The organism is Nocardioides sp. NPDC023903 (genome assembly GCF_040639295.1).
Classification (GTDB): Bacteria; Actinomycetota; Actinomycetes; order Propionibacteriales; family Nocardioidaceae; genus Nocardioides.
In genome coordinates this window covers 1-17,827 of the sequence record NZ_JBEZZS010000032.1, presented here as the reverse complement: position 1 = coordinate 17,827, position 17,827 = coordinate 1, and the positions used below count along the sequence as shown (strand labels likewise).

At 63.2% G+C, this 17,827-nt stretch carries 17 protein-coding genes; 7 read left to right on the top strand and 10 right to left on the bottom strand.

Annotation, left to right across the window (positions count from 1 at the left end; translation table 11 throughout):
- Positions 1-3: 3 nt before the first annotated feature.
- From AB0F44_RS24405 to AB0F44_RS24380, 6 genes are all read right to left on the bottom strand, one after another.
- Entirely contained in the window at positions 4-2,160 is a 2,157-nt protein-coding gene (locus AB0F44_RS24405) for an NAD(P)-binding protein (RefSeq protein ID WP_357359253.1), read from the bottom strand.
- The gene (locus AB0F44_RS24400; RefSeq protein ID WP_357359252.1) at positions 2,160-3,599 is read right to left on the bottom strand and encodes an aminobutyraldehyde dehydrogenase; all 1,440 of its coding nucleotides are present in this window, start codon (positions 3,597-3,599) and stop codon (positions 2,160-2,162) included. The genes AB0F44_RS24405 and AB0F44_RS24400 overlap by 1 nt, the downstream gene beginning before the upstream one ends.
- Positions 3,599-4,744: an ABC transporter ATP-binding protein gene (locus AB0F44_RS24395; RefSeq protein ID WP_357359251.1), complete on the bottom strand. Its 1,146-nt coding sequence runs from the start codon at positions 4,742-4,744 to the stop codon at positions 3,599-3,601. Before AB0F44_RS24395 ends, AB0F44_RS24400 begins: the two co-directional genes overlap by 1 nt.
- The gene (locus AB0F44_RS24390; protein ID WP_357359250.1) at positions 4,731-5,549 is read right to left on the bottom strand and encodes an ABC transporter permease; all 819 of its coding nucleotides are present in this window, start codon (positions 5,547-5,549) and stop codon (positions 4,731-4,733) included. The genes AB0F44_RS24395 and AB0F44_RS24390 overlap by 14 nt, the downstream gene beginning before the upstream one ends.
- 5 nt (positions 5,550-5,554) lie before the next feature.
- Entirely contained in the window at positions 5,555-6,391 is an 837-nt protein-coding gene (locus tag AB0F44_RS24385) for an ABC transporter permease (RefSeq protein WP_357359249.1), read from the bottom strand.
- A gap of 233 nt (positions 6,392-6,624) precedes the next feature.
- Positions 6,625-7,719: an extracellular solute-binding protein gene (locus AB0F44_RS24380; RefSeq protein WP_357359248.1), complete on the bottom strand. Its 1,095-nt coding sequence runs from the start codon at positions 7,717-7,719 to the stop codon at positions 6,625-6,627.
- Positions 7,720-8,015: 296 nt separating this feature from the next.
- On the opposite strand from AB0F44_RS24380, the gene AB0F44_RS24375 reads away from it, so the two are divergent.
- From AB0F44_RS24375 to AB0F44_RS24365, 3 genes are read left to right on the top strand one after another with little or no spacing between them, the layout of a single operon-like run.
- The gene (locus AB0F44_RS24375; RefSeq protein WP_357359247.1) at positions 8,016-9,230 is read left to right on the top strand and encodes a M24 family metallopeptidase; all 1,215 of its coding nucleotides are present in this window, start codon (positions 8,016-8,018) and stop codon (positions 9,228-9,230) included.
- Positions 9,231-9,247: 17 nt separating this feature from the next.
- Positions 9,248-10,111 (top strand): carbon-nitrogen hydrolase family protein, encoded by an 864-nt coding sequence (locus AB0F44_RS24370; RefSeq protein ID WP_357359246.1) that lies wholly within the window; start codon positions 9,248-9,250, stop codon positions 10,109-10,111.
- Positions 10,108-11,208, top strand: coding sequence for a Zn-dependent alcohol dehydrogenase (locus tag AB0F44_RS24365; RefSeq protein WP_357359245.1), 1,101 nt, complete (start codon positions 10,108-10,110; stop codon positions 11,206-11,208). The genes AB0F44_RS24370 and AB0F44_RS24365 overlap by 4 nt, the downstream gene beginning before the upstream one ends.
- 72 nt (positions 11,209-11,280) lie before the next feature.
- Here AB0F44_RS24365 and AB0F44_RS24360 read toward each other — a convergent pair whose 3' ends face one another.
- Positions 11,281-12,042, bottom strand: a complete 762-nt coding sequence (locus AB0F44_RS24360; RefSeq protein ID WP_357359244.1) for a GntR family transcriptional regulator — start codon at positions 12,040-12,042, stop codon at positions 11,281-11,283.
- A gap of 103 nt (positions 12,043-12,145) precedes the next feature.
- Between AB0F44_RS24360 and AB0F44_RS24355 the strand changes: the two genes are divergently transcribed.
- From AB0F44_RS24355 to AB0F44_RS24345, 3 genes are all read left to right on the top strand, one after another.
- Positions 12,146-13,462, top strand: coding sequence for an aminotransferase class III-fold pyridoxal phosphate-dependent enzyme (locus tag AB0F44_RS24355; protein WP_357359243.1), 1,317 nt, complete (start codon positions 12,146-12,148; stop codon positions 13,460-13,462).
- Complete coding sequence (locus tag AB0F44_RS24350) at positions 13,459-13,881, top strand: RidA family protein (RefSeq protein ID WP_357359242.1); 423 nt, start codon at positions 13,459-13,461, stop codon at positions 13,879-13,881. The genes AB0F44_RS24355 and AB0F44_RS24350 overlap by 4 nt, the downstream gene beginning before the upstream one ends.
- A gap of 149 nt (positions 13,882-14,030) precedes the next feature.
- A complete protein-coding gene (locus AB0F44_RS24345; protein ID WP_357359286.1) occupies positions 14,031-14,711 on the top strand; it encodes a hypothetical protein in 681 nt (226 codons plus the stop codon).
- Between the two features lie 154 nt (positions 14,712-14,865).
- On the opposite strand, the gene AB0F44_RS24340 is transcribed toward AB0F44_RS24345, so the two are convergent.
- On the bottom strand, positions 14,866-15,633 hold the full coding sequence (locus AB0F44_RS24340; RefSeq protein WP_357359241.1) for a glucose 1-dehydrogenase: 768 nt from the start codon (positions 15,631-15,633) through the stop codon (positions 14,866-14,868).
- Between the two features lie 137 nt (positions 15,634-15,770).
- Complete coding sequence (locus tag AB0F44_RS24335) at positions 15,771-16,892, bottom strand: alpha/beta hydrolase (RefSeq protein ID WP_357359240.1); 1,122 nt, start codon at positions 16,890-16,892, stop codon at positions 15,771-15,773.
- 280 nt (positions 16,893-17,172) lie between these two features.
- On the opposite strand from AB0F44_RS24335, the gene AB0F44_RS24330 reads away from it, so the two are divergent.
- Positions 17,173-17,340, top strand: coding sequence for a hypothetical protein (locus AB0F44_RS24330; RefSeq protein WP_357359239.1), 168 nt, complete (start codon positions 17,173-17,175; stop codon positions 17,338-17,340).
- A gap of 208 nt (positions 17,341-17,548) precedes the next feature.
- Here AB0F44_RS24330 and AB0F44_RS24325 read toward each other — a convergent pair.
- On the bottom strand, positions 17,549-17,827 hold a 279-nt coding region (locus tag AB0F44_RS24325; RefSeq protein ID WP_357359238.1), incomplete at its 5' end, for a hypothetical protein.

Sequence of the window (17,827 nt, the reverse complement as noted above, 5' to 3'; positions counted from 1 at the left end):
CTCTTACTGGATGGGAGTTGGATTCGCGCGGAGGATCGCGTCGTAGTCAGCGTCCTTCCAGCCCAACACCCGATGTTCCCGGATGTAGGGTGCGGCGACGTCGGGGGTCGCAGAGTCGATTTCCCGGCCGAGCCGATGGGCGTCGAAGATCGTGTCGGCGAGGTGCATGCGAGGGGCACGGGCGTCTCCGACGTGGAGAACACGCTCCACGTCGTGTGACTGCAGTAGTGCGGGGTAAGCGACGAGACCGCGGTAGAGAATGTCGTCGGAGACTCTCTGAGTGACCCACACAACGGCGTCGACGCGCACGGTGGTCGGCTCAGCGGCGAGGCCGCCCCCGACGAGTGAGACTTGGCCTCCATCGACCCGAGCTACCTGCGTGCCGGTGACGATCATGGCGCCTGCCGCCTGAATCCGGTTGATCAGTTCACGCTCGCCAGTGTGGGCGAGCCACCTTCCCAGTTCTGTGTAAGGAGTGACGACGGTGACATGCTTCCCCTCGAGCAGCAGTTTCTCCGCCAGACTCGGCGCCATGTAATAGCCGTCGCAGTCATATATCAGGACCTTGTCGGCGTCCACCGGATCGCCTGCCATTATCTGTTCCGGCGTGAACTGCCACGACGACGCGATGGCGTCGGCTCCGGGTATCGCCTGCCGTGACCATCCGTTGAGCCCGTTGCTCGACCACTGCGAGCCCGTAGCTGTGACCACAACAGCAGCGCCGTAGTCGAGGATCTCTGGGACGGTCAGTCTCGTGTCAGTGATGACTTCTACGGCCTTGTGCTGCTGCAGCACCTGCTCTCGGTAGTCGATGATCCGCACCCAGGCACCGAGGCCCGGCAGCTTCGAGACCCATCGGTAGTGACCACCCACCATTGGTGCTGCGTCCACCACGTGCACAGCTTCGTGTCCTCGGCGGGCCAGGACCGATGCCAGTTCAAGACCGGCCGGACCGGCGCCGACGATGAGAACAGGCTTCTCAGAGAGTGCAGACTTCGTGAATCGCTCCGGGTGCCACCCCCGCCGGTACTCCTCGCCGAGCGTGGCGTTCTGGGTGCAGACGATTCGACCCCCGTGGTCGTAGCGCGATACGCAGACATTGCAGCCGATGCATTCACGGATGCTCTCGAATTCGCCCGACCGGATCTTGGCGGGAAGGAAAGGATCGGCGATGGAAGGGCGCGCGGCCCCGATCAAATCCTGTTGGCCGGAGGAGATCACCGACGCCATGGCATCGGCAGAGGTGAACCATCCGGGAGCAACGACCGGCTTGTCCGTCAACGACTTCACCTGACGCACCCATGCACTGGCATAGTTCTCCACGCCGAAGCGCGCCGCCGGCGAACTCGACGCCGCGAGCGGACCTGGTCGGCCGACCTGGATGTCCCAGAAGTCGACCAGATCGTCTGCCATTTCGATGAACTGGAGACCTTCTGGGTCGAGATCCACGGCAGGGGTCCGGCCATTGCCCTGACAAGGGTTGAACCTCGCTGTGATGCTCAGGTCACTGCCGACGGCGTCGCCGACCTTTTCCAGAACCTCGAGCCAAAACCTCGCGCGGTTGCGCAACGAACCGCCGTAGCCGTCACTGCGCCGGTTGTACCAAGGCGAGAGGAATTCCAAGGGCAGACCGGCACCCTCGGCGCCGTAGATGTTGATGATGTCGAATCCCGCGTCACGGGCCAAGAGAGCCGCATCGACGTACCGCTGCTGGGCACGTGCGATGTCGTCAAGATCCATCTCGTAGTAGCCGGCGTTGAAGTCACCCGGGTTCTGGATGGCGCTCACCCGCCCGGCGGGCTCTCTAGCGCCGAAACCCGAAGACTTTGATGCGGTGATGAGCAGCTCGATCCCGATCAGGGACCCGTGCTCGTGTACCTCCTCGCACGTGCGCCGCCAGTTGCTGGCGTCGGATTCGTCCAGGAGCCAGGACATGACGCGGAATCCGCTCATGTCGGACTCATAGCTGATCTTGACGGCCTCGGTGTTGACGACTCCCCAACCGCCCTCTGCCTTGGTACGGCGGAGCGCCGCGCCGGCCGCCGCGGATTCGCCGAGGCCGGTTGCGTGCGGCGTCTGGTAGAAGCGGTTTGGCGCGGTCTTCGGACCCAACTGAATGGGGGTGAAGAGGATGTCGTGGCGGGGATCGGGATTACCCATCAAGTCTCTAGGCCTCCGATCATCACGTGCCGCGCCTCGGTGTATTCGTGGACGACAGCCATGGATAGGTCCTTACCGCCCCCGGTTTCCTTTCCACCACCGTGGGGAAACTCAGGCGTGACGCTGAGGTGGGTGTTCACCCACACGCAGCCGAAGTTCAGTTCTCGGCTGAATCGCATCGCACGACCAATGTCCCGGGTCCAGACCGAAGCGGCCAACGCGTACCTGGTGCCGTTCGCCAAGCCCAGCGCCTCCTCGGGCGTCTGAAACTCTTGGACAGTGACGACTGGGCCGAAGATCTCCTCTTGGACCACCTCGTCGTGCTGTTCGACCCCGACGAGGACAGTCGGATCGACGTAGTAGCCGGGCAGACTATTGGCATTGTCTGGGCTGATCCGTTCAATGTGTTCGGGGCAGCGATCGAGGAACCCTCTGACTCTCTCGTTCTGGCGCGCGTTCGTGACTGGGCCCAGGTTCGTCTTCATTGACGAGGTTGGGCCCATCACATATCCGGCGGCTGCGGCGGTAAGCGCCTGGACGAATTCCTCATAGACGTTCTTGTGGACGATCATGCGCGTCGCCGCCGTACAGTCCTGGCCTGCGTTGTAGAACGCCGCACCGGCGATCTTCTGAGCGGCGAGGGCAGGGTCTACATCATCGAAGACAACCACCGGCGCCTTGCCCCCGAGCTCCAAGTGGGCTGGCTTGAGTTGGCGAGCGCTGAGTTCTGCGACACGGTGTCCAGCTGCGGTGGACCCAGTGATGGACACCATGCGCACTAGAGGGTGCTCGACGATGGCCTCCCCAGTTTGCGCAGCACCGGTGACGACGTTGAGTGCGCCGCGCGGCAGGAAGTCAGAAGCGACCTCCGCCAACAGCAGCGTCGTGAATGGCGTGGTCTCAGCAGGCTTCATGACCACGGTGTTGCCGGCCGCCAGCGCAGGTCCGCATTTCCATACAGCCATGAGGAGTGGATAGTTCCAGGGCGCAATTTGACCTACGACCCCGATCGGGTCACGCCGCAACATGGAGGTGGTCCCTGGGATGTACTCACCGGCCGTAGGTCCAGACAATGCCCTTGCGGCACCTGCGAAGAAGCGGAGATGGTCCACCGCGAGGGCGATCTCGCCGCGAACCGAGCTGATCGGCTTCCCGGCGTCACTCGACTCGAGGGCTGCGAACTCATCCAGACGATCTTCGACGCCCTGGGCGACGCGTAGTAGCGCCGTCGCGCGCTGTGATGGTGAGGTGTGACGCCACGTTTCCTGCCATGCGCGGCCGGCGCTCCGGACCGCGAGGTCGACGTCCTCAGCCGTGGAACGGGCAGCAGTTGCGATCACCGTGGCGGTGGAGGGATCGTAGATCTCGTCGACGGCATCGGTCCTGGGCCTGTGCTCCGCACCGTCGATGAATGGATACAACATTCGCGTGGTCCCCATCAGACGCCCACCTCGACATCCACGCTCGGAGAGGCGCCGAGGGCGTCGGTTCCTGGCTTGATGAGGACCCGTGAGTCAGTCACCTGCCATGCGACGGTGATCGGCGATCCGATGTCCGGCAGGGCGGCGCCGGTGTCTTCCATGACGGTGACCGTGACATCGCTGCCTTCGACGGCGACGATGATCTTCTGGAACGAACCCATGTATACGGTCTCTTTGACGCACCCCGAGATGCAGTTCTCGTCCTCACTCACGGGCTTTCGCTCCGTGACCATGCGCACCTTCTCGGGACGCACGAAGAGCGTTGCCTCGCCATGACCCTGGCTCGACGCCGGGTCGGTACGACAGGTTCCCGACGGGTGAACGAGGACACCTTCGGCGTTGGCCTTGATAACGCCAGGGATCGCATTGGTCTCACCGAGGAACCCGGCAACGAAGGGGGTGGCTGGCGTGTCGTACAGCTCGGTTGGGCTTCCGACCTGCTCGATGGCGCCGCTGTTGAAGACCGCGATCCGATCAGACATCACCAAAGCCTCCTCCTGGTCGTGCGTCACGTAGATGAACGTGATGCCAAGCTGTCGGTGCAGCCTCTTGATCTCCAGCTGAAGGGTCTGCCTGAGATGCTTGTCCAGTGCTCCGAGCGGTTCGTCCATCAGCAGGACGCGAGGCTGAAATACGAGCGCTCGAGCGACTGCCACCCGCTGCTGCTGACCGCCAGACAGCTCTCGCGGGTACCGGTTGGCGTAGCCAGACAGTCCCACCGAAGCCAATGCCTCCTCGACGCGCTCGATCCTCTTCCCCTTGGGCACCTTGCGTTGCCGCAGCGGGTAAGCCACGTTCTCTCCGGCCGTCATGTGGGGAAACAGAGCGTAGTTCTGGAAGACAATTCCGAGCTCGCGCTTGTGGGGCTTGACGTCCTGCAATGGCTTGCCGTCCATGAGGATTTCGCCCGAGGTCAGGTCCTGGAACCCGGCAATCAGGTTGAGCGTCGTGGACTTGCCCGATCCGCTCGGGCCCAGGAACGTGACGAACTCACCTGCCTCGATCTCAAGGGACACGTTCATAAGCGCCTCAACCTGGCCGTATCGCTTCGCCAGGGATCGAAGTGAGAGGCTGCCGCCCGTCGTCAGATCAGGACTGGACATGGTGGTTCCTTGTCTGTAGCAGGGCGATGAACGGGATGACGACGACTGCTGCCACCAGGATGACCGTCGCCGCCGCTGCAACTGTGGTGTCAACCTCACGCCGCATGCTGATGAACATCAGGACGGGCAGTGTCTGCAGACGGGGGCTGGCGAGGAAGAGGGAGATGACCACTTCCCCAAAGGACTCGATGAAGGCCAGAACCGCACCGGTAGCCACGCCAGCACGAATCTGAGGCAGCGTGACCTGGAAGAACGTCTTCACCGGTCCAGCGCCAAGACTCGCTGCGGCGCTCTCCTGATTGCGGTCGTACACCCGAAGGCTAGATGTCACGGCGACCAGAACCATGGGCATTGCGACGACGCAGTGCGCCATGATGAACCCCAAGTAGGTGCCAGTGAGATTCCACTCGAGAAAGGTCGCGTAGACGCCGATGCCGACTACGGCAGTCGGGATGATCATGGGTGCGAACAACAGCGCTGTGATGCCGCCCTTCGCTCGAAACTTCGAACGGTCCAGCGCCAACGCCGCAGCGGTTCCGACGACGGTGCTGATGCACATCACCACGGCTGCGATTCGTAAGGAGTTCATGGTGGCGTTGAACCAGACGGGTGACGCGAGGTTCCGGTAAAGGTCCAACGACCATCCCGGGGGCGGGAACTGGAAACTGGCATGTGAGGACGAGAAGCTCAAAGGAATGATGACGAGGGTGGGCAGGAGCATCCAACCTGCGACAAGGGCAGCAACGAATCCCAGAAGGAGGCGAGCCGGCTGGATTGATCGGCTGAGCGTGCGTCGGGTGTTCATGCAGCTCACCTAATTCCGTAGGCAGCGCTGACCGCACCGCGCGCGAAGCGCATCGCGACAGCGAGCAGAAGAAGCGTCACGACCACTAGAACCATGCCCATTACAGCGCCACGCCCCCAGGCCAGCAGGTCCTGCACCTGGGTGACGACCTGTTGCGCGAGCATCGAATTTTGCGGAGAACCCAGGACCGCCGGCGTGAGATAGAAGCCGAGGCCGAAGACGAACACGAGGACGCTGCCCGCAAGCATTCCCGGCAAAGCCAGCGGAAGGTAGATCCGCGTGAACGACTTGAGGGGCGAGGCTCCGAGGCTCTCAGATGCGCGCAGTAGATTGCGGTCGATTCCCTGGAGTACAGAGTAGAGCGGAAGGATCATGAGCGGCAGCAAGGTCTGAGCCATTCCAATCGCCACCGCGAACGTACTGCCTATGATCTCGAAGGGCCCGATACCGAAGACACCTGCCAGCTTGTTGACGAGGCCGTTGTCCTGGAGTAGGACCACCCAGGCGAAGATCCGGACCAAGTAGTTGGTGAAGAAGGGGAGAAGGACCGCGGTCATCATGACCACGAGCCACCTCCGGGACACCAGCGTCATCAGATATGCGAACGGAAACGCCATGATTAGACAGATGGCCGTCACCAGCAGGGAGACGGCGAAGGTTCGGACCAGGATCCTAATGTTGACGGTGTTGGTGAAGAACCACGTGAAGTTGTCCCATCCGCCTACCTGGGGCGCCTGGTAATCGGTCCACGCCCGCGACAGAATCGTGATCGCTGGCACGACGAAGAAGATCAGCATGATGGCCAGCGCCGGAAGGATCAAGAGCGTTGTCGGGCTGAACATCAATCTAGCCTTGATACTTCGACCTGGTGGATGCGATCGCCGGGGCGCATCGATTACGGTTGAGGTCATCTTCGGTACTTCTCCTGGCTTAGGTGCGACTCGCGACGGAATATCATGGGCAGTGGCGCTTCCATGAACGCTCCTGCTTTAAGGCACAAGAGGCATTCACCTTGTGCCCAATGCTCGTCCCGACCTTCCCACTGATGGTCTGGTCTCTTCGGAATCTGCGACCGTCATCCGACGAATGCTTCCTGCCACTTCATCGACGCGGCGTCCACGCCATCGGCGTACCAGTCGAAGTCGATGCTGGTGCCCTCGTCACGGTGGTTCGAGACGAGATACTCCGCGAGCAGCGGGTCCCCACGCCCTGTGCTGTCATCGGCTGTGGAGGCGAAGGCGACCTGTTCGGCCAGCTGGTCCTGGGCTTCGGGATGGTCCGACATCCAGTCCAGGAACGCCTTGGCATCCTCGTTGCTGGCCGAACCCTTCAGCACCACGATGTTGTCCCAGTTGCGAATGACCGTGGGCCAGACCGCCTGCCAATTGGCGCCGCCCTTGACGGCGTCATAGACACGCGACGAGTAGGCGATGCACATCGCAGCGCCGCCCGAGATCATCGTGTCGACCTGCTGGGTCGACGACTCCAGGAAAGCAGTGTCATCCGCGATGGGACGCCACCTCTCAATCGCGCGGTCTACGTCCAGAGGGTAGAGCTCATCTGGCGCTACCCCGTCCGCCAGCAGCCCTGCCTCCATGTTGAACTGTCCCGGAGGACTAGACGCCGGCGCGCACCGCTTGCCTGGGTACTTCTTGGTGTCGAAGAAGTCTGCCCACGACGTCGGAGGATCGTCGCCGAACTTGCTCTTGTCGTATGCCAGCACTGCTCCCCACCCGAGCACCGGAACACCGCACTTGTTGGTGACGTAGCCATCGCTGAACTTCGAGGCATCGAGCGTCCCGGGGTTGAGCTCCTCGAACTGCTTCCCGCACTGCTGATTCGCAAGCCACGTGTCAACCTCTGCCAGGTCCCACTCCACGTTTCCGGTCTCGACCTGAATCCTGATCTTGGCAGGATCCATGCTCGGGTCCTGGGTGAACTTCGCGCCCGTCTCCTCACTGAACGGCTCGAGCCAGGACGAGTTCATAGCCTCGCTGAGGTCGCCGCCGTAGTCAGCGAAGGTCAAGTTGGCCTGAGCGAGGTCGGCCGACTCCTGACCTTCATCTCCGCTTGCACCAGACCCACACCCACTCAGCACCACTGTGCTGAGCGACACGAGCGTGAGTAGTGCACTCCCTCGACGCGAGAGGTTCCTTCGGCGATCAGACATCTGGGGCTCCTTATGGGTTCGGCCTGGTCAGCTCCGGCCTCCGAGGCCGACGCGTCTGACATTCCGTCGATTGTCGACAGTATGCGACGCCGAGTCAAGGGCTCCGGCGACTTTTTGCACGGAGCCCTCGGCCGCCCACACCAAGCAGGGCCCTACCCGACCCGCGACCGACGCGCGTACGGATCGGGCCACGGCGGATTACGGCCCTCGCGCAAATCGAGAATCTGTGGCAGCATGCACGATCAGTGCAGTCGACTGTCGACAACAAGCAATCGGTCTCGAATATGAGGTAATCAATGTCCTTTCAACCAGCTGATGAACTCGTCAACGCTGACGGGTGGGTCCCGGACTTCGCACCCGCCGAGTACGAGGACCGCCGTGCCCGCCTCACAAAGGCCATGAACGGCGCCGGACTCGACGCCATCGTGGTGAACAACGCGACCACCCATCGGTACCTGAGCGGCCATACAACCCGCCGATGGAACAACATGTCGCGGCCGATTCTTGCGCTGTACACGGCTGCGAGCGACTGCTACGTCGCCTGTTCCAGCGTCGAAGCGGGCATGGCACGGATCACTGGACATAACGTCACTGTCATCCCGTTCGGGGGGCCCGGTCTGTCCAATGATCCCGCCTTCGATGTGGTCGTTGACTTGGTCAGAGACGTCCTCGGCTCCTCCCCCACGATCGGTTACGAGGGCGGCAACTGGCTGCCGTATGAGGTGCCGGAAGCGGAGATGGCGAAGTTTCGCGGACGCACCTCGCACGCGTCGCACGTCGATGCCTCAGAGCTGCTCTGGGGCCTTCGACTCGTCAAATCCGAGGCAGAGATCGCACACTTGCGCACCGCCGCCAAGATCAACTCCAGTGCGTTTGACAAGCTGTACTCGGCATCACTGGTCGGTGTGCGCGAGGACGAGATCTACCGCCGCATGGCCAGTTATCTCTTCGAAGGGGGCGCCGAGGCTCTCGGCTATATCTCCGTGACCGCCGATCCCCGCGCAACGGTGTGGTCGGGAGGCTTCATGTATCGCAAGGTCGCCCCACGCACCGCCCTCTACGTCGACTCCGGTTGCCAGGTTGCCGGCTACTGGTCTGACTTTTGCCGGCTTGCCTCCAATGGCCCCGCGCCGCAGGTCTCCAAAGACATTGTCAGCAAGCTCGGCGACGTCATGGCAGTTACGTACGAGGAGGTTCGTCCGGGGCGCACATGGTCCGAGGCCTATACCGCAATCGAAAAGCGGGTAGTCAAGATCGTTCCGGAGTTCGCCGACCCCAGCAACGCGGTTCTCGGGCGGTTTGCCCACGGAATCGGCATGGCCATGCCGGAGCCTCCCTCGCTCGCACTCCAGGAGCACGCCGAGATCGTCGCCGGCACCGCGATGTGCGTCGAGCCCAGCCTGACGCATCCCGACATTGGCCAAATGATCACCGAAGAGATGGTCGTAGTCCGCGACCACGGCTGCGAGCTCATCTCCGACGGCACTGCCACCACGATCCGGGAGATCTGATGGGAACCGAACCGTTCATGACACAGAAGCTGACCAGCGACCTCGTGGTCGCCGCGGTACAGATGAACAGCGGGCCTGACGTCAGGGCCAATGTCGCCAAGGCCGTGGACCTCATCAACGTGGCCGCCACTGAGCATCACGCCGACCTGGTGGTCCTGCCTGAGTTCTTCAACACCGAGTACATCTTCACGCGCCACGACCCCTCCTTGGTGCGGCTCGCTGAGCACGAAGACGGACCTTCCATGCAGGCGGTGAAGGACGCCGCCCGCCGCCACGGCATCACCATCGTCGCGACTCTCCTGGAGGAGGACGGCCCCGGTTTGACGTACGACACCGCGATGGTGGTTGCTCCCTCCGGCAGCATCGTGAGCAAGTACCGCAAGACGCACCCCGCTGCAACAGCGTCCTTGGAGAAGGTCTTCTTCCGGAATGGCAGCTACTTCAACACCACTGCCGTCGGCGGCTTCTCGATGGGCATCAACATCTGCTACGACAACGAATTCTCCGAGTCCGCTCGCTGCAGCGCGCTCAACGGCGCCGACCTGATCGTGGCACCGTTCGCTACACCAGAGCAGTTCCCGATGACGACGATCATGTCGGCTCGTGCCTGTGACAACCAGCTCTACGTCTTGGCCGCCAACAAGGTCGGCCTCGAAGACGAGCTGGAGTTCTGCGGCACCAGTCTTGTAGCTGACCCAGAGGGCCGTCTGATGGCGGTGGCATCAAAGACCGAAGAAGAGATCATCTCCTCGGTCATCAACCGCCGCAACGTCATCGACACACGGCTGAGCCGTCCGATCTATCGGGACCGCCGGCCCGACCTGTATGGCGCGCTCACTACCGCGTCCGAGGACTTGCCACGATGGAGGACCGCGAAGTGAGCTCCATCGACGCCAACGCGCTCGTCTTCACCGAAGCTGCAGGCCTGGAACTCGGCACGGTCGATGTGGCTGACCCCGCCGTAGGTGAGGTGCGAGTACGCCTTCGGGCGAGCGGCGTATGCCACTCCGACCTGCATGTCGTCACTGGAGATTGGAAGATGCCCTCCCCCATGGTCCTCGGCCACGAGGGGGCCGGGGTGATCGAGTCTGTCGGCCCAGGTGTCGACCCGTCCAGGATCGGCGAACGTGTCATCCTCTCGTGGTTCGCGCCGTGCCTTCGATGCGAATACTGCGTGAGCGGTCGCCAGTGGGCATGCCGCGACACTCAGGCCAACAAATGCGTCATGGCCGACGGCACCACCCGGCTCCGTCAGGATGGTCATGCCGTGCATGCCTATCTGAACGTCGGAAGTTTCGCCGAGTACGCCGTCGTTCCCGAGACCGGCGCCATCGCCGTTCCTGACGAGCTCCCCTTCGAGGTCGCCGCGCTCATTGGTTGCGGCGCCACAACAGGGATTGGCGCTGCTCTCCATACCGCGCAGGTACCACCCGGTAGTAGCGCGATCGTGGTCGGTTGCGGCGGAGTCGGCCTGTCGGTTGTCATGGGGCTGGCAGTCTCGGGCGCCTATCCGATCATCGCGGTCGACATGTCGGATGAGAAGCTGGAAGCTGCTCGAGCGGTCGGTGCGACGCACGTCGTGAACGCACGAGAGCACGACCCAGTCGACGCGTGCATCGAGGAGACCCACGGAGGGGCGAACTTCGTGTTCGAGGCAGCCGGTCGGGTGGATACCGCCGAACAGTGCGTCGCGATGACGCGCGCCGCAGGGACCACCGTGCTGGTGGGCATGCCCACCCGTGGAGCGAGGCTGCCACTTGATGTCCTGGACGTCGCTTTGAATGGCAAGACGATCATCGGCTGCAGCTACGGCAGCGCGAACGCATCCCTCACATTCCCGATGCTGGCAGACCTGTATCTGGCAGGCAAGCTCCCGCTGGATGAGCTGATTGGAAGCCGGATCGGACTCGCGGATGTCTCCGCCGCGTTCGACGAGATGCGACAGGGCAAGGGACTCCGGGCCGTCGTCACATACTGATAGCTCTTCGGAAAGTTGTGAGTGCCTCCACGCCGCGCGGAGGCACTCACAACCTCGAGGATGGGAGCCGAATCAGTCGAGCTGAGCAGCCTCAGAGTTTCTGCTCACCGCGGAATCGGACATCGGCTCCAGCAGCAGTGAGGGATCACCGCCTAGCTCCTTGAGCAGGTCGATGACGGTGGAATGGAAGTGCCGCTCGAACAGCGCGACGGCCGTCTCGTCATCTGCCGCGATGATTGCTTCGCTGATTGCGTCGTGCTCGGACACAATGAACCCGAGTTCGGTCGAGAGCATGTCCTTCGACGAGGACGAGTGGAGCAGCCTGTCCTCAAGAAAGGCGACCAGACTGACCCTTCCCTCCAGCTCACCGAAGATGCGCCGAATCAGCGCGCTACCGGACGCCTCGACGATGTGACGATGCCAGTTCAGCTCAGCAGCGACGACGCCATCTACGTCAGCATTGGCGGCCGCAGACTTCATGTCGTCCATCAATTGGCTCAGCGGTGCTTTGTCGACCCCATTCGCGAGATAGAGCCGCAGGGCGGCCGTCTCGAGGCTGAGCCGCACGTTATACAAGTCGGCGACATCCTCAGCAGTAACCTTGAGCACCTGCGCGCCCAGATGGGCTTCGCGCACCACGAGTCCTTCACCGGCCAAGCGCTGGATAGCCTCCCGGACCGGAGCGCGACTCATCTGGAGCTCCTCGGCGATCTCAGTCTCCTTGAGTCGCTCCCCCATCTCGAGTGAGCCGTCAATGATCGACCGGCGCAGCGCTTGGTAAGCAAGGTCCGCCAATCTCAGACGAGCGACCGGAGCCAATGGTTTCGACGGCATGCTCTGAATGGTAGCGGAGACAGTCGACAATGAACATTCATTGTAAATCTGGTTGTGTTCTGGGGATTGTCGACAGTAGTCTGTCGGCAATCAAGGAGGAGTCATGAACACCGACAGCCGTTTGCTGTTCACCGGAATCAACAGCGGAGACGACAAGAGCAAGAAGGTGATCGGCGCCGAGGGCGTCCGGTTCCAGATGTCGGACGGCCGATGGCTGATCGACGGAAGCAACACTGGTGGCGCCCTCGGGCACAAGCATCCCGCCATCGTCGAGGCCATTCGCAAGGCCGCCGAGGCACCGGTTGTCAACGAGGGTTGGCTCTGGGTCGACCGCGAAGAAGCGGCGCGCGAGCTCGTCGAGACCGCCTTCGGTGACGACCTGGATTGGGTAGGAGCCGTCCGCTTCTTTCTGAGTGGCAGCGAGGCGAACGACTTGGCCCTCTCACTGGCCCAGTCGATCACCGGCCGGCAGACGCTCGCGACTCGGGAGCGGGCATACCACGGCATGACTGGCCTGTCCCGTGACATGACCGTCCAGCCTCAGTGGCATGGTGGGCTCTCGTCCCTAACGGGGGGCTTCCGTCCCGTCCCTCCGAGCGCTCACGTGGTGCAGGTCCCGGGACCTGGGAGATACCGCTTCGGCGAAACAAGCTCAACACCGATCACTGAGCTCCTGTCCGGCGTTCCCGAGGCTCTCTCGGAGACGGCCGCCGTGATCGTCGACTACACGCAGGGCGGCGTGTACTACGACTCTGACTACCAGGACGAGCTCGCACGCCACGCCAAGGCAGCTGGTGCCCTGTGGATCGCGGACGAGGTCGTGACCGGGCTCGGTCGCAACGGCGGATGGTTCGCATACCAGAACGGCAAGACCAAGCCGGACATCGTGACACTCGGGAAGCACGTTGGTGGAGGCGGAGCTCCGGCGGGAGCCGTGGTTGTCTCGCGGGAGTTGCTGGAGCGGATGGACGGTTGGACCTGGCAGACCTACAGCACCTTCCGCGGCCATCCTCTGACCATCGCCGCTGTTCGCGCCACCATCGCGACCATGGCAAGCACCGATCTGGTCAATCGCGCATACGCAATGGACGACTTGATCAGCGCAAGGATGGCCGTCATCGCAGCCAAGCATCCCAGCGTGTTGCGGATCGGCGGCCGGGGCATGCATTGGACTGTTGAGGTGCAAGGGCCTGACTGGCGCGAGTGGCGAGGCGATTCTGCTGTACCCCCGCTTGCAACCAGAATCGCGGCTCGAGCAGCGGACGCGGGAGCACTGATCGGTACGAGCGGGGAGCAGACGTCAGTCTTCATCTCCCCAGCCCTCGTTATGCCCGAAGGAGACCTTCACAGCCTGCTCGACGCGCTGGATCACGGTTTGACCCTTGCGGACGAAGAGCTCGACCGAAACAGCGTCCGGTGATTGAAGACATGTCTGAGGCAATTACGTTCCTGAGTCCCGACGGCACACCTCCCCCTGTGGGCCAGTACTCCAACGTCGTAGTGGTCGGGCCGGCCACCGCCACTCTTCATGTCGCTGGTCAACTCCCTGTCGATGAAAGCGCCAACGTGGTTCATCCCGGCGACTTCGCCGCGCAGGCCGAACTGGTGTGGGATCTTCTTGCCGCAGCACTCACAGGCGCCGGCAGCAGTTTGGATCTGGCGGTTTCGATTCGCGCCTACCTGACCAATGACGACCACTTCCCCGCCTTCCGAGACTCCCGCGCGGCTGCGTACGAACGTCACGGGGTGGTCGCGCCGCCCGCAGCGACCACAATCGTCGCGAAGTCGCTCTACGGCGGTGCGCTGATCGAGTTGGATGCCGTTGCGATCGCCGGATAGCAAGTTGGTGTTCGAGAAGCCGTGAGGATTCATGGACTCTGCACCGGTAATTCGACGCAGTCGGCTCGACCGCGGGGCCCAGCCCAAGTAGGTACCCTAGAGCCGTTTGCTATTCGGATCACGGCCCAGACGGTAGGGACTGCTGAAGGATCTGGGGACAACCTGGCACGCGGAGCATTCCGCCATCAAGATGTACGCCGCCTGCCGAAGCGGCCCACCCTGCCATCGACGCCGTCGTCGACGTGTTGGAAGCAGGCACGCTGGATCCGGAAGCGGTGCAGGGCATCCGCATCGAGGTCCCGCCCTTCCTACGCCCAATGATCTGCCCGGACCCCGTTTTGACTAGCGAAACCGCCCGGATGTGTTTCCCCGTTTCCATCGCCCTCCTGCTCGAGGGCCGGCCGTTGCGACCAGATGACTACCTCGACCACGGCACTTCGAGCGTTCGTAGACGCCTCGCGACCATGTCGGTTCACGAGATCCCGACACTGACTCGACCCCGGCTCTTGGTCGAAACGCCTGAACAGATCCTCATCTTGGAGCGCGAGTACGGTCGCGGCAGCAGCCCTCACCCTTTCACTTCGACCGATGTGCAGACGAAGTTTCGAGGCCTGACCCAGGATCGGCTAGACGACCGTACGGCGGATGTTGTGATCGCCTGGATCTCCGCTCTCGACGACCGGGTTGCCCCACCTCCGCCACGTTTGCACGCCGCGTTGGCGCGGACGTTCTCGTATTGTGCGCCGTTCCTTGCTGTCCATGCCACTAGCCATGACGCGCGAGCTCGTCACACGGCGTCGGTGGTCGTTCCAGGGATACGGCGACGGTAGTTCGACAGAGCGGTCAGCTGAGAGGGACGGGTATTACGTGGCACACCGTGGTCGCCGCCACTGGTTCGCCTCCGGGACCCGACAAACACCAAAGGTGCGCTGCGGTCTGGTCGCCTGGTCCGGTCATCTACGCCGAGGGGCATAGAGGCCTGCGTCAGAACCCGACGGTCTGGCCGCCGTCCATCACCAGGGCGTGGCCCGTGGCAAAGGCACCGAGGTCGGAGGAGAGCCAGAGCACGGCGGAGGCTATCTCCTCGGGGCTGCCCATCCTGCCGACCGGTTCCTGTCCGATGACACGAGCGCGGCCCTCCTCCGTACCACCGGAGAACCTGTCCATCATCGGCGTCTCGATGATGCCCGGGCAGATGGCGTTGACCCTGATCCCTTCCGCGGCGTAGTCCAGCGCCGCCGACTTCGTCAGCCCGATAAGCCCGTGCTTCGCGGCGACGTACGCAGCCTGGCCACGGATGCCGACGACGCCGGCCCCGGACGAGGTGTTCACGATCGACCCGCCGCCGTGCTCGAGCATGGCCGGGATCTCGTACTTCATGCAGAGGAACACGCTGCGCAGATCGATGTCGATCAGTCGCGTCCACTCGTCCTCGGTGATGTCGACGAGGGGCGCCGGCGGCTGCTCGATGCCGGCGTTGTTGAATGCGATGTCGAGTCGACCGAGCTCGCGCACCGCCTGCTCGACCACTGCCTGGATGTCGTCCGAGGACGACACGTCGCACTTCGCCGCGATCACCTGTCCCCCGTGTTCGGCGACAAGTCGCGCGGTCTCCTCGTTGCCGGCTGTGTCGATGTCAGCGAGCGCGACCGCTGCTCCTTCGGCAGCGAACGCGACCGCCGTGGCGCGGCCGATGCCGCTCCCGGCGCCAGTCACGAGGGCGACCTTTCCGGCGAACCTGCGATCAGTCATCTAGTGCTTTCTCCTTCTGTCTATGAGGTGGGTTGTATGTCGGCCGTGGTCGAGCACGATGAATCCCGAGAAACCACCACGGAGCCAAGCCGCTGCACAAGGATCGGGACCAGTGTTTCAGCGATCAGAACCCGCCATCACGCCGCAAGATGCTTGTCGAAGAAGCCCGTGAGCTTGTCGAACGGAATGCGCGAGGTGTCGTCGTACAGGTCGACGTGTCCCGCACCGGGAACCCAGTAGAGCTCCTTGGGCTCTGCGGCACGCGCAAATGCGTCCTGGCTGAATTCGCGGGAGTGCGCCTGGTCTCCGGAGATGAACAGCATCGGTCGAGGCGAGATGGTCTCGATGTCGTTGAACGGGTAGAAGTTGATGAACTTCGTCTCCGCCGACAGCTTGCGATGCGTCGTCGACTCCGGGGTGGCACTGTCCGGCGTGTACTCCCCACGCGGGGTGCGATAGAAGTCGTAGAACTCGCGCTCGATGTCGGAGGAATTCTCGTCAACCTCATGGGGCGTTCCACCGGCCCACGGCGTCTCCCCACCAGTGAACTCTGTGTAACGCTGCTCGGCTGCCTGCGCGAGGATCTGCTTGCGCTGCTCCACGGACTGAGAGTGGTTGAGGCCGCTGCGGTTGACCGAACCCATGTCATACATGCTCACCGTGGCAACAGCCTTCATCCGCGGGTCCAGCTTCGCGGCGCTGATCACGATGCTGCCGCTGCCGCAGATCCCGAGCGCACCGATCCGCTCACGGTCGACGAACTTGCGGGTCCCCAGAAAGTCCACCGCCGCCATGAACGCCTCGGTGTAGACATCGGGAAGGACGGCCTGCCGGGGCTGCCCCTCGCTCTCGCCCCAGAACGACTGATCGATCGCCAGCGCTACGAAGCCCTGCTCGGCCAGCTTCGTGGCGTAGAGGTTCGAGCTCTGCTCCTTCACCGCGCCCATGGGGTGCCCGACCACGATCGCCGGGTGCGCCTTGCGCTCGTTCAAGCCCTTGGGCTTGAACAGGTTCCCCGTGATGGACATCTTGTACTGGTTGTCGAAGGAAACCTTCTCCACGACCACCTTGTTGCTCGTGTACCAGTTGTCCGGACCGCCCTTACCGCTTCCATCGCCGCCCGCGGCGAAGGCCCCCGGAGCGCTGGCGAATGACATCCCGCCAACGGCCGCGGCACCGACGCCGGCGGCTACAAGCAGGCTTCTCCTGTCCATCACCGGGGAAGTACCTGCGGCTGGGATCTCGTTCTTGATACTCATGGTCTCCGTTTCCTGATAACAGCGAAAGTCTTGTCTCCGATATCGACGGTATGCGCCGCCTCAGCGATCTGGGATGCCCTGTCGGAGCACCCCTTGGGAGTACGCCTCTCAGGGACAAGCCATTCAAATGGCGCGACTGCCCCCGTTCAGAGTCGTGAAATCGCGCACATTTCTGCACGTTTATCGACCAGCTTCGCTCGGCCCGACGAACGGCAACGCTGGTAGTGGCACAGCTACGCCGATATCCCGTTCCATGGGCTGGTCAATGCTCGAGTCGTGTGTGGGTGAGGGGACGACCGCGCCGTACCTGGAGTCGGGCAGCAGTGGCTGGGCCTGGGCCCCTTCCGGCACCGCCGTCGCCGGTGACGAGCTGCTGGTCAGCGCGCTCGGCGAAGGGTCGCTCTACGTGCTACGAGTCCGCCACGCCGGAGGGCGTGTCCAGCTCTGACGGCCGGTCCGCACCGTCCTACTGGTCGGGGACGAGCTCTACTCTGACCACCACAAACATCTCCCCGAAGGGGCGAGAGAACCCGGACCGCCTGATCCGGCTCCGTTCCCGATGAGAACAGTCGCACTGATTGCAGCACATACGCCACCTCCTAGTGCCACGCGACGACGCTGTCGGTGCCACTGGGCCCGATGATCTCGCCGGCGTCCTAGCTGCCGGCGCCGACCTTGGCCAGCTCGGTCATCTGCACGGATCCGGGGTCGCTGTGCTGCATGGCCCAGTTCGTGAGTGCCGTGCGGCAGGCGTGGTCGAGGTGGTGCAGTCCGGTGAGGTCCAGCCGGATCGGGCGGTCCTGGGGCAGCGTCTCGAGGCTGTCGAGGATCTTCGGCAGTCGCAGGAAGGTGGCGTTGCCCGAGAGGTGGACTTGGATCGGTCCGGCTCCCTTGTCGATGACCTGGACCTTGAGGTGGGAGGCCTCCCAGGCGGT

Bases quoted from the DNA above. Each gene is read 5' to 3' on its own strand.
- AB0F44_RS24340 (WP_357359241.1), bottom strand. From the start codon at position 15,633: ATGACTGATCGCAGGTTCGCCGGAAAGGTCGCCCTCGTGACTGGCGCC.
- AB0F44_RS24400 (WP_357359252.1), bottom strand. From the start codon at position 3,599: ATGGGGACCACGCGAATGTTGTATCCATTCATCGACGGTGCGGAGCAC.
- AB0F44_RS24375 (WP_357359247.1), top strand. From the start codon at position 8,016: ATGTCCTTTCAACCAGCTGATGAACTCGTCAACGCTGACGGGTGGGTC.
- AB0F44_RS24385 (WP_357359249.1), bottom strand. From the start codon at position 6,391: ATGTTCAGCCCGACAACGCTCTTGATCCTTCCGGCGCTGGCCATCATG.
- AB0F44_RS24380 (WP_357359248.1), bottom strand. From the start codon at position 7,719: ATGTCTGATCGCCGAAGGAACCTCTCGCGTCGAGGGAGTGCACTACTC.
- AB0F44_RS24370 (WP_357359246.1), top strand. From the start codon at position 9,248: ATGACACAGAAGCTGACCAGCGACCTCGTGGTCGCCGCGGTACAGATG.
- AB0F44_RS24395 (WP_357359251.1), bottom strand. From the start codon at position 4,744: ATGTCCAGTCCTGATCTGACGACGGGCGGCAGCCTCTCACTTCGATCC.
- AB0F44_RS24405 (WP_357359253.1), bottom strand. From the start codon at position 2,160: ATGGGTAATCCCGATCCCCGCCACGACATCCTCTTCACCCCCATTCAG.
- AB0F44_RS24360 (WP_357359244.1), bottom strand. From the start codon at position 12,042: ATGCCGTCGAAACCATTGGCTCCGGTCGCTCGTCTGAGATTGGCGGAC.
- AB0F44_RS24335 (WP_357359240.1), bottom strand. From the start codon at position 16,892: ATGAGTATCAAGAACGAGATCCCAGCCGCAGGTACTTCCCCGGTGATG.
- AB0F44_RS24390 (WP_357359250.1), bottom strand. From the start codon at position 5,549: ATGAACACCCGACGCACGCTCAGCCGATCAATCCAGCCGGCTCGCCTC.
- AB0F44_RS24355 (WP_357359243.1), top strand. From the start codon at position 12,146: ATGAACACCGACAGCCGTTTGCTGTTCACCGGAATCAACAGCGGAGAC.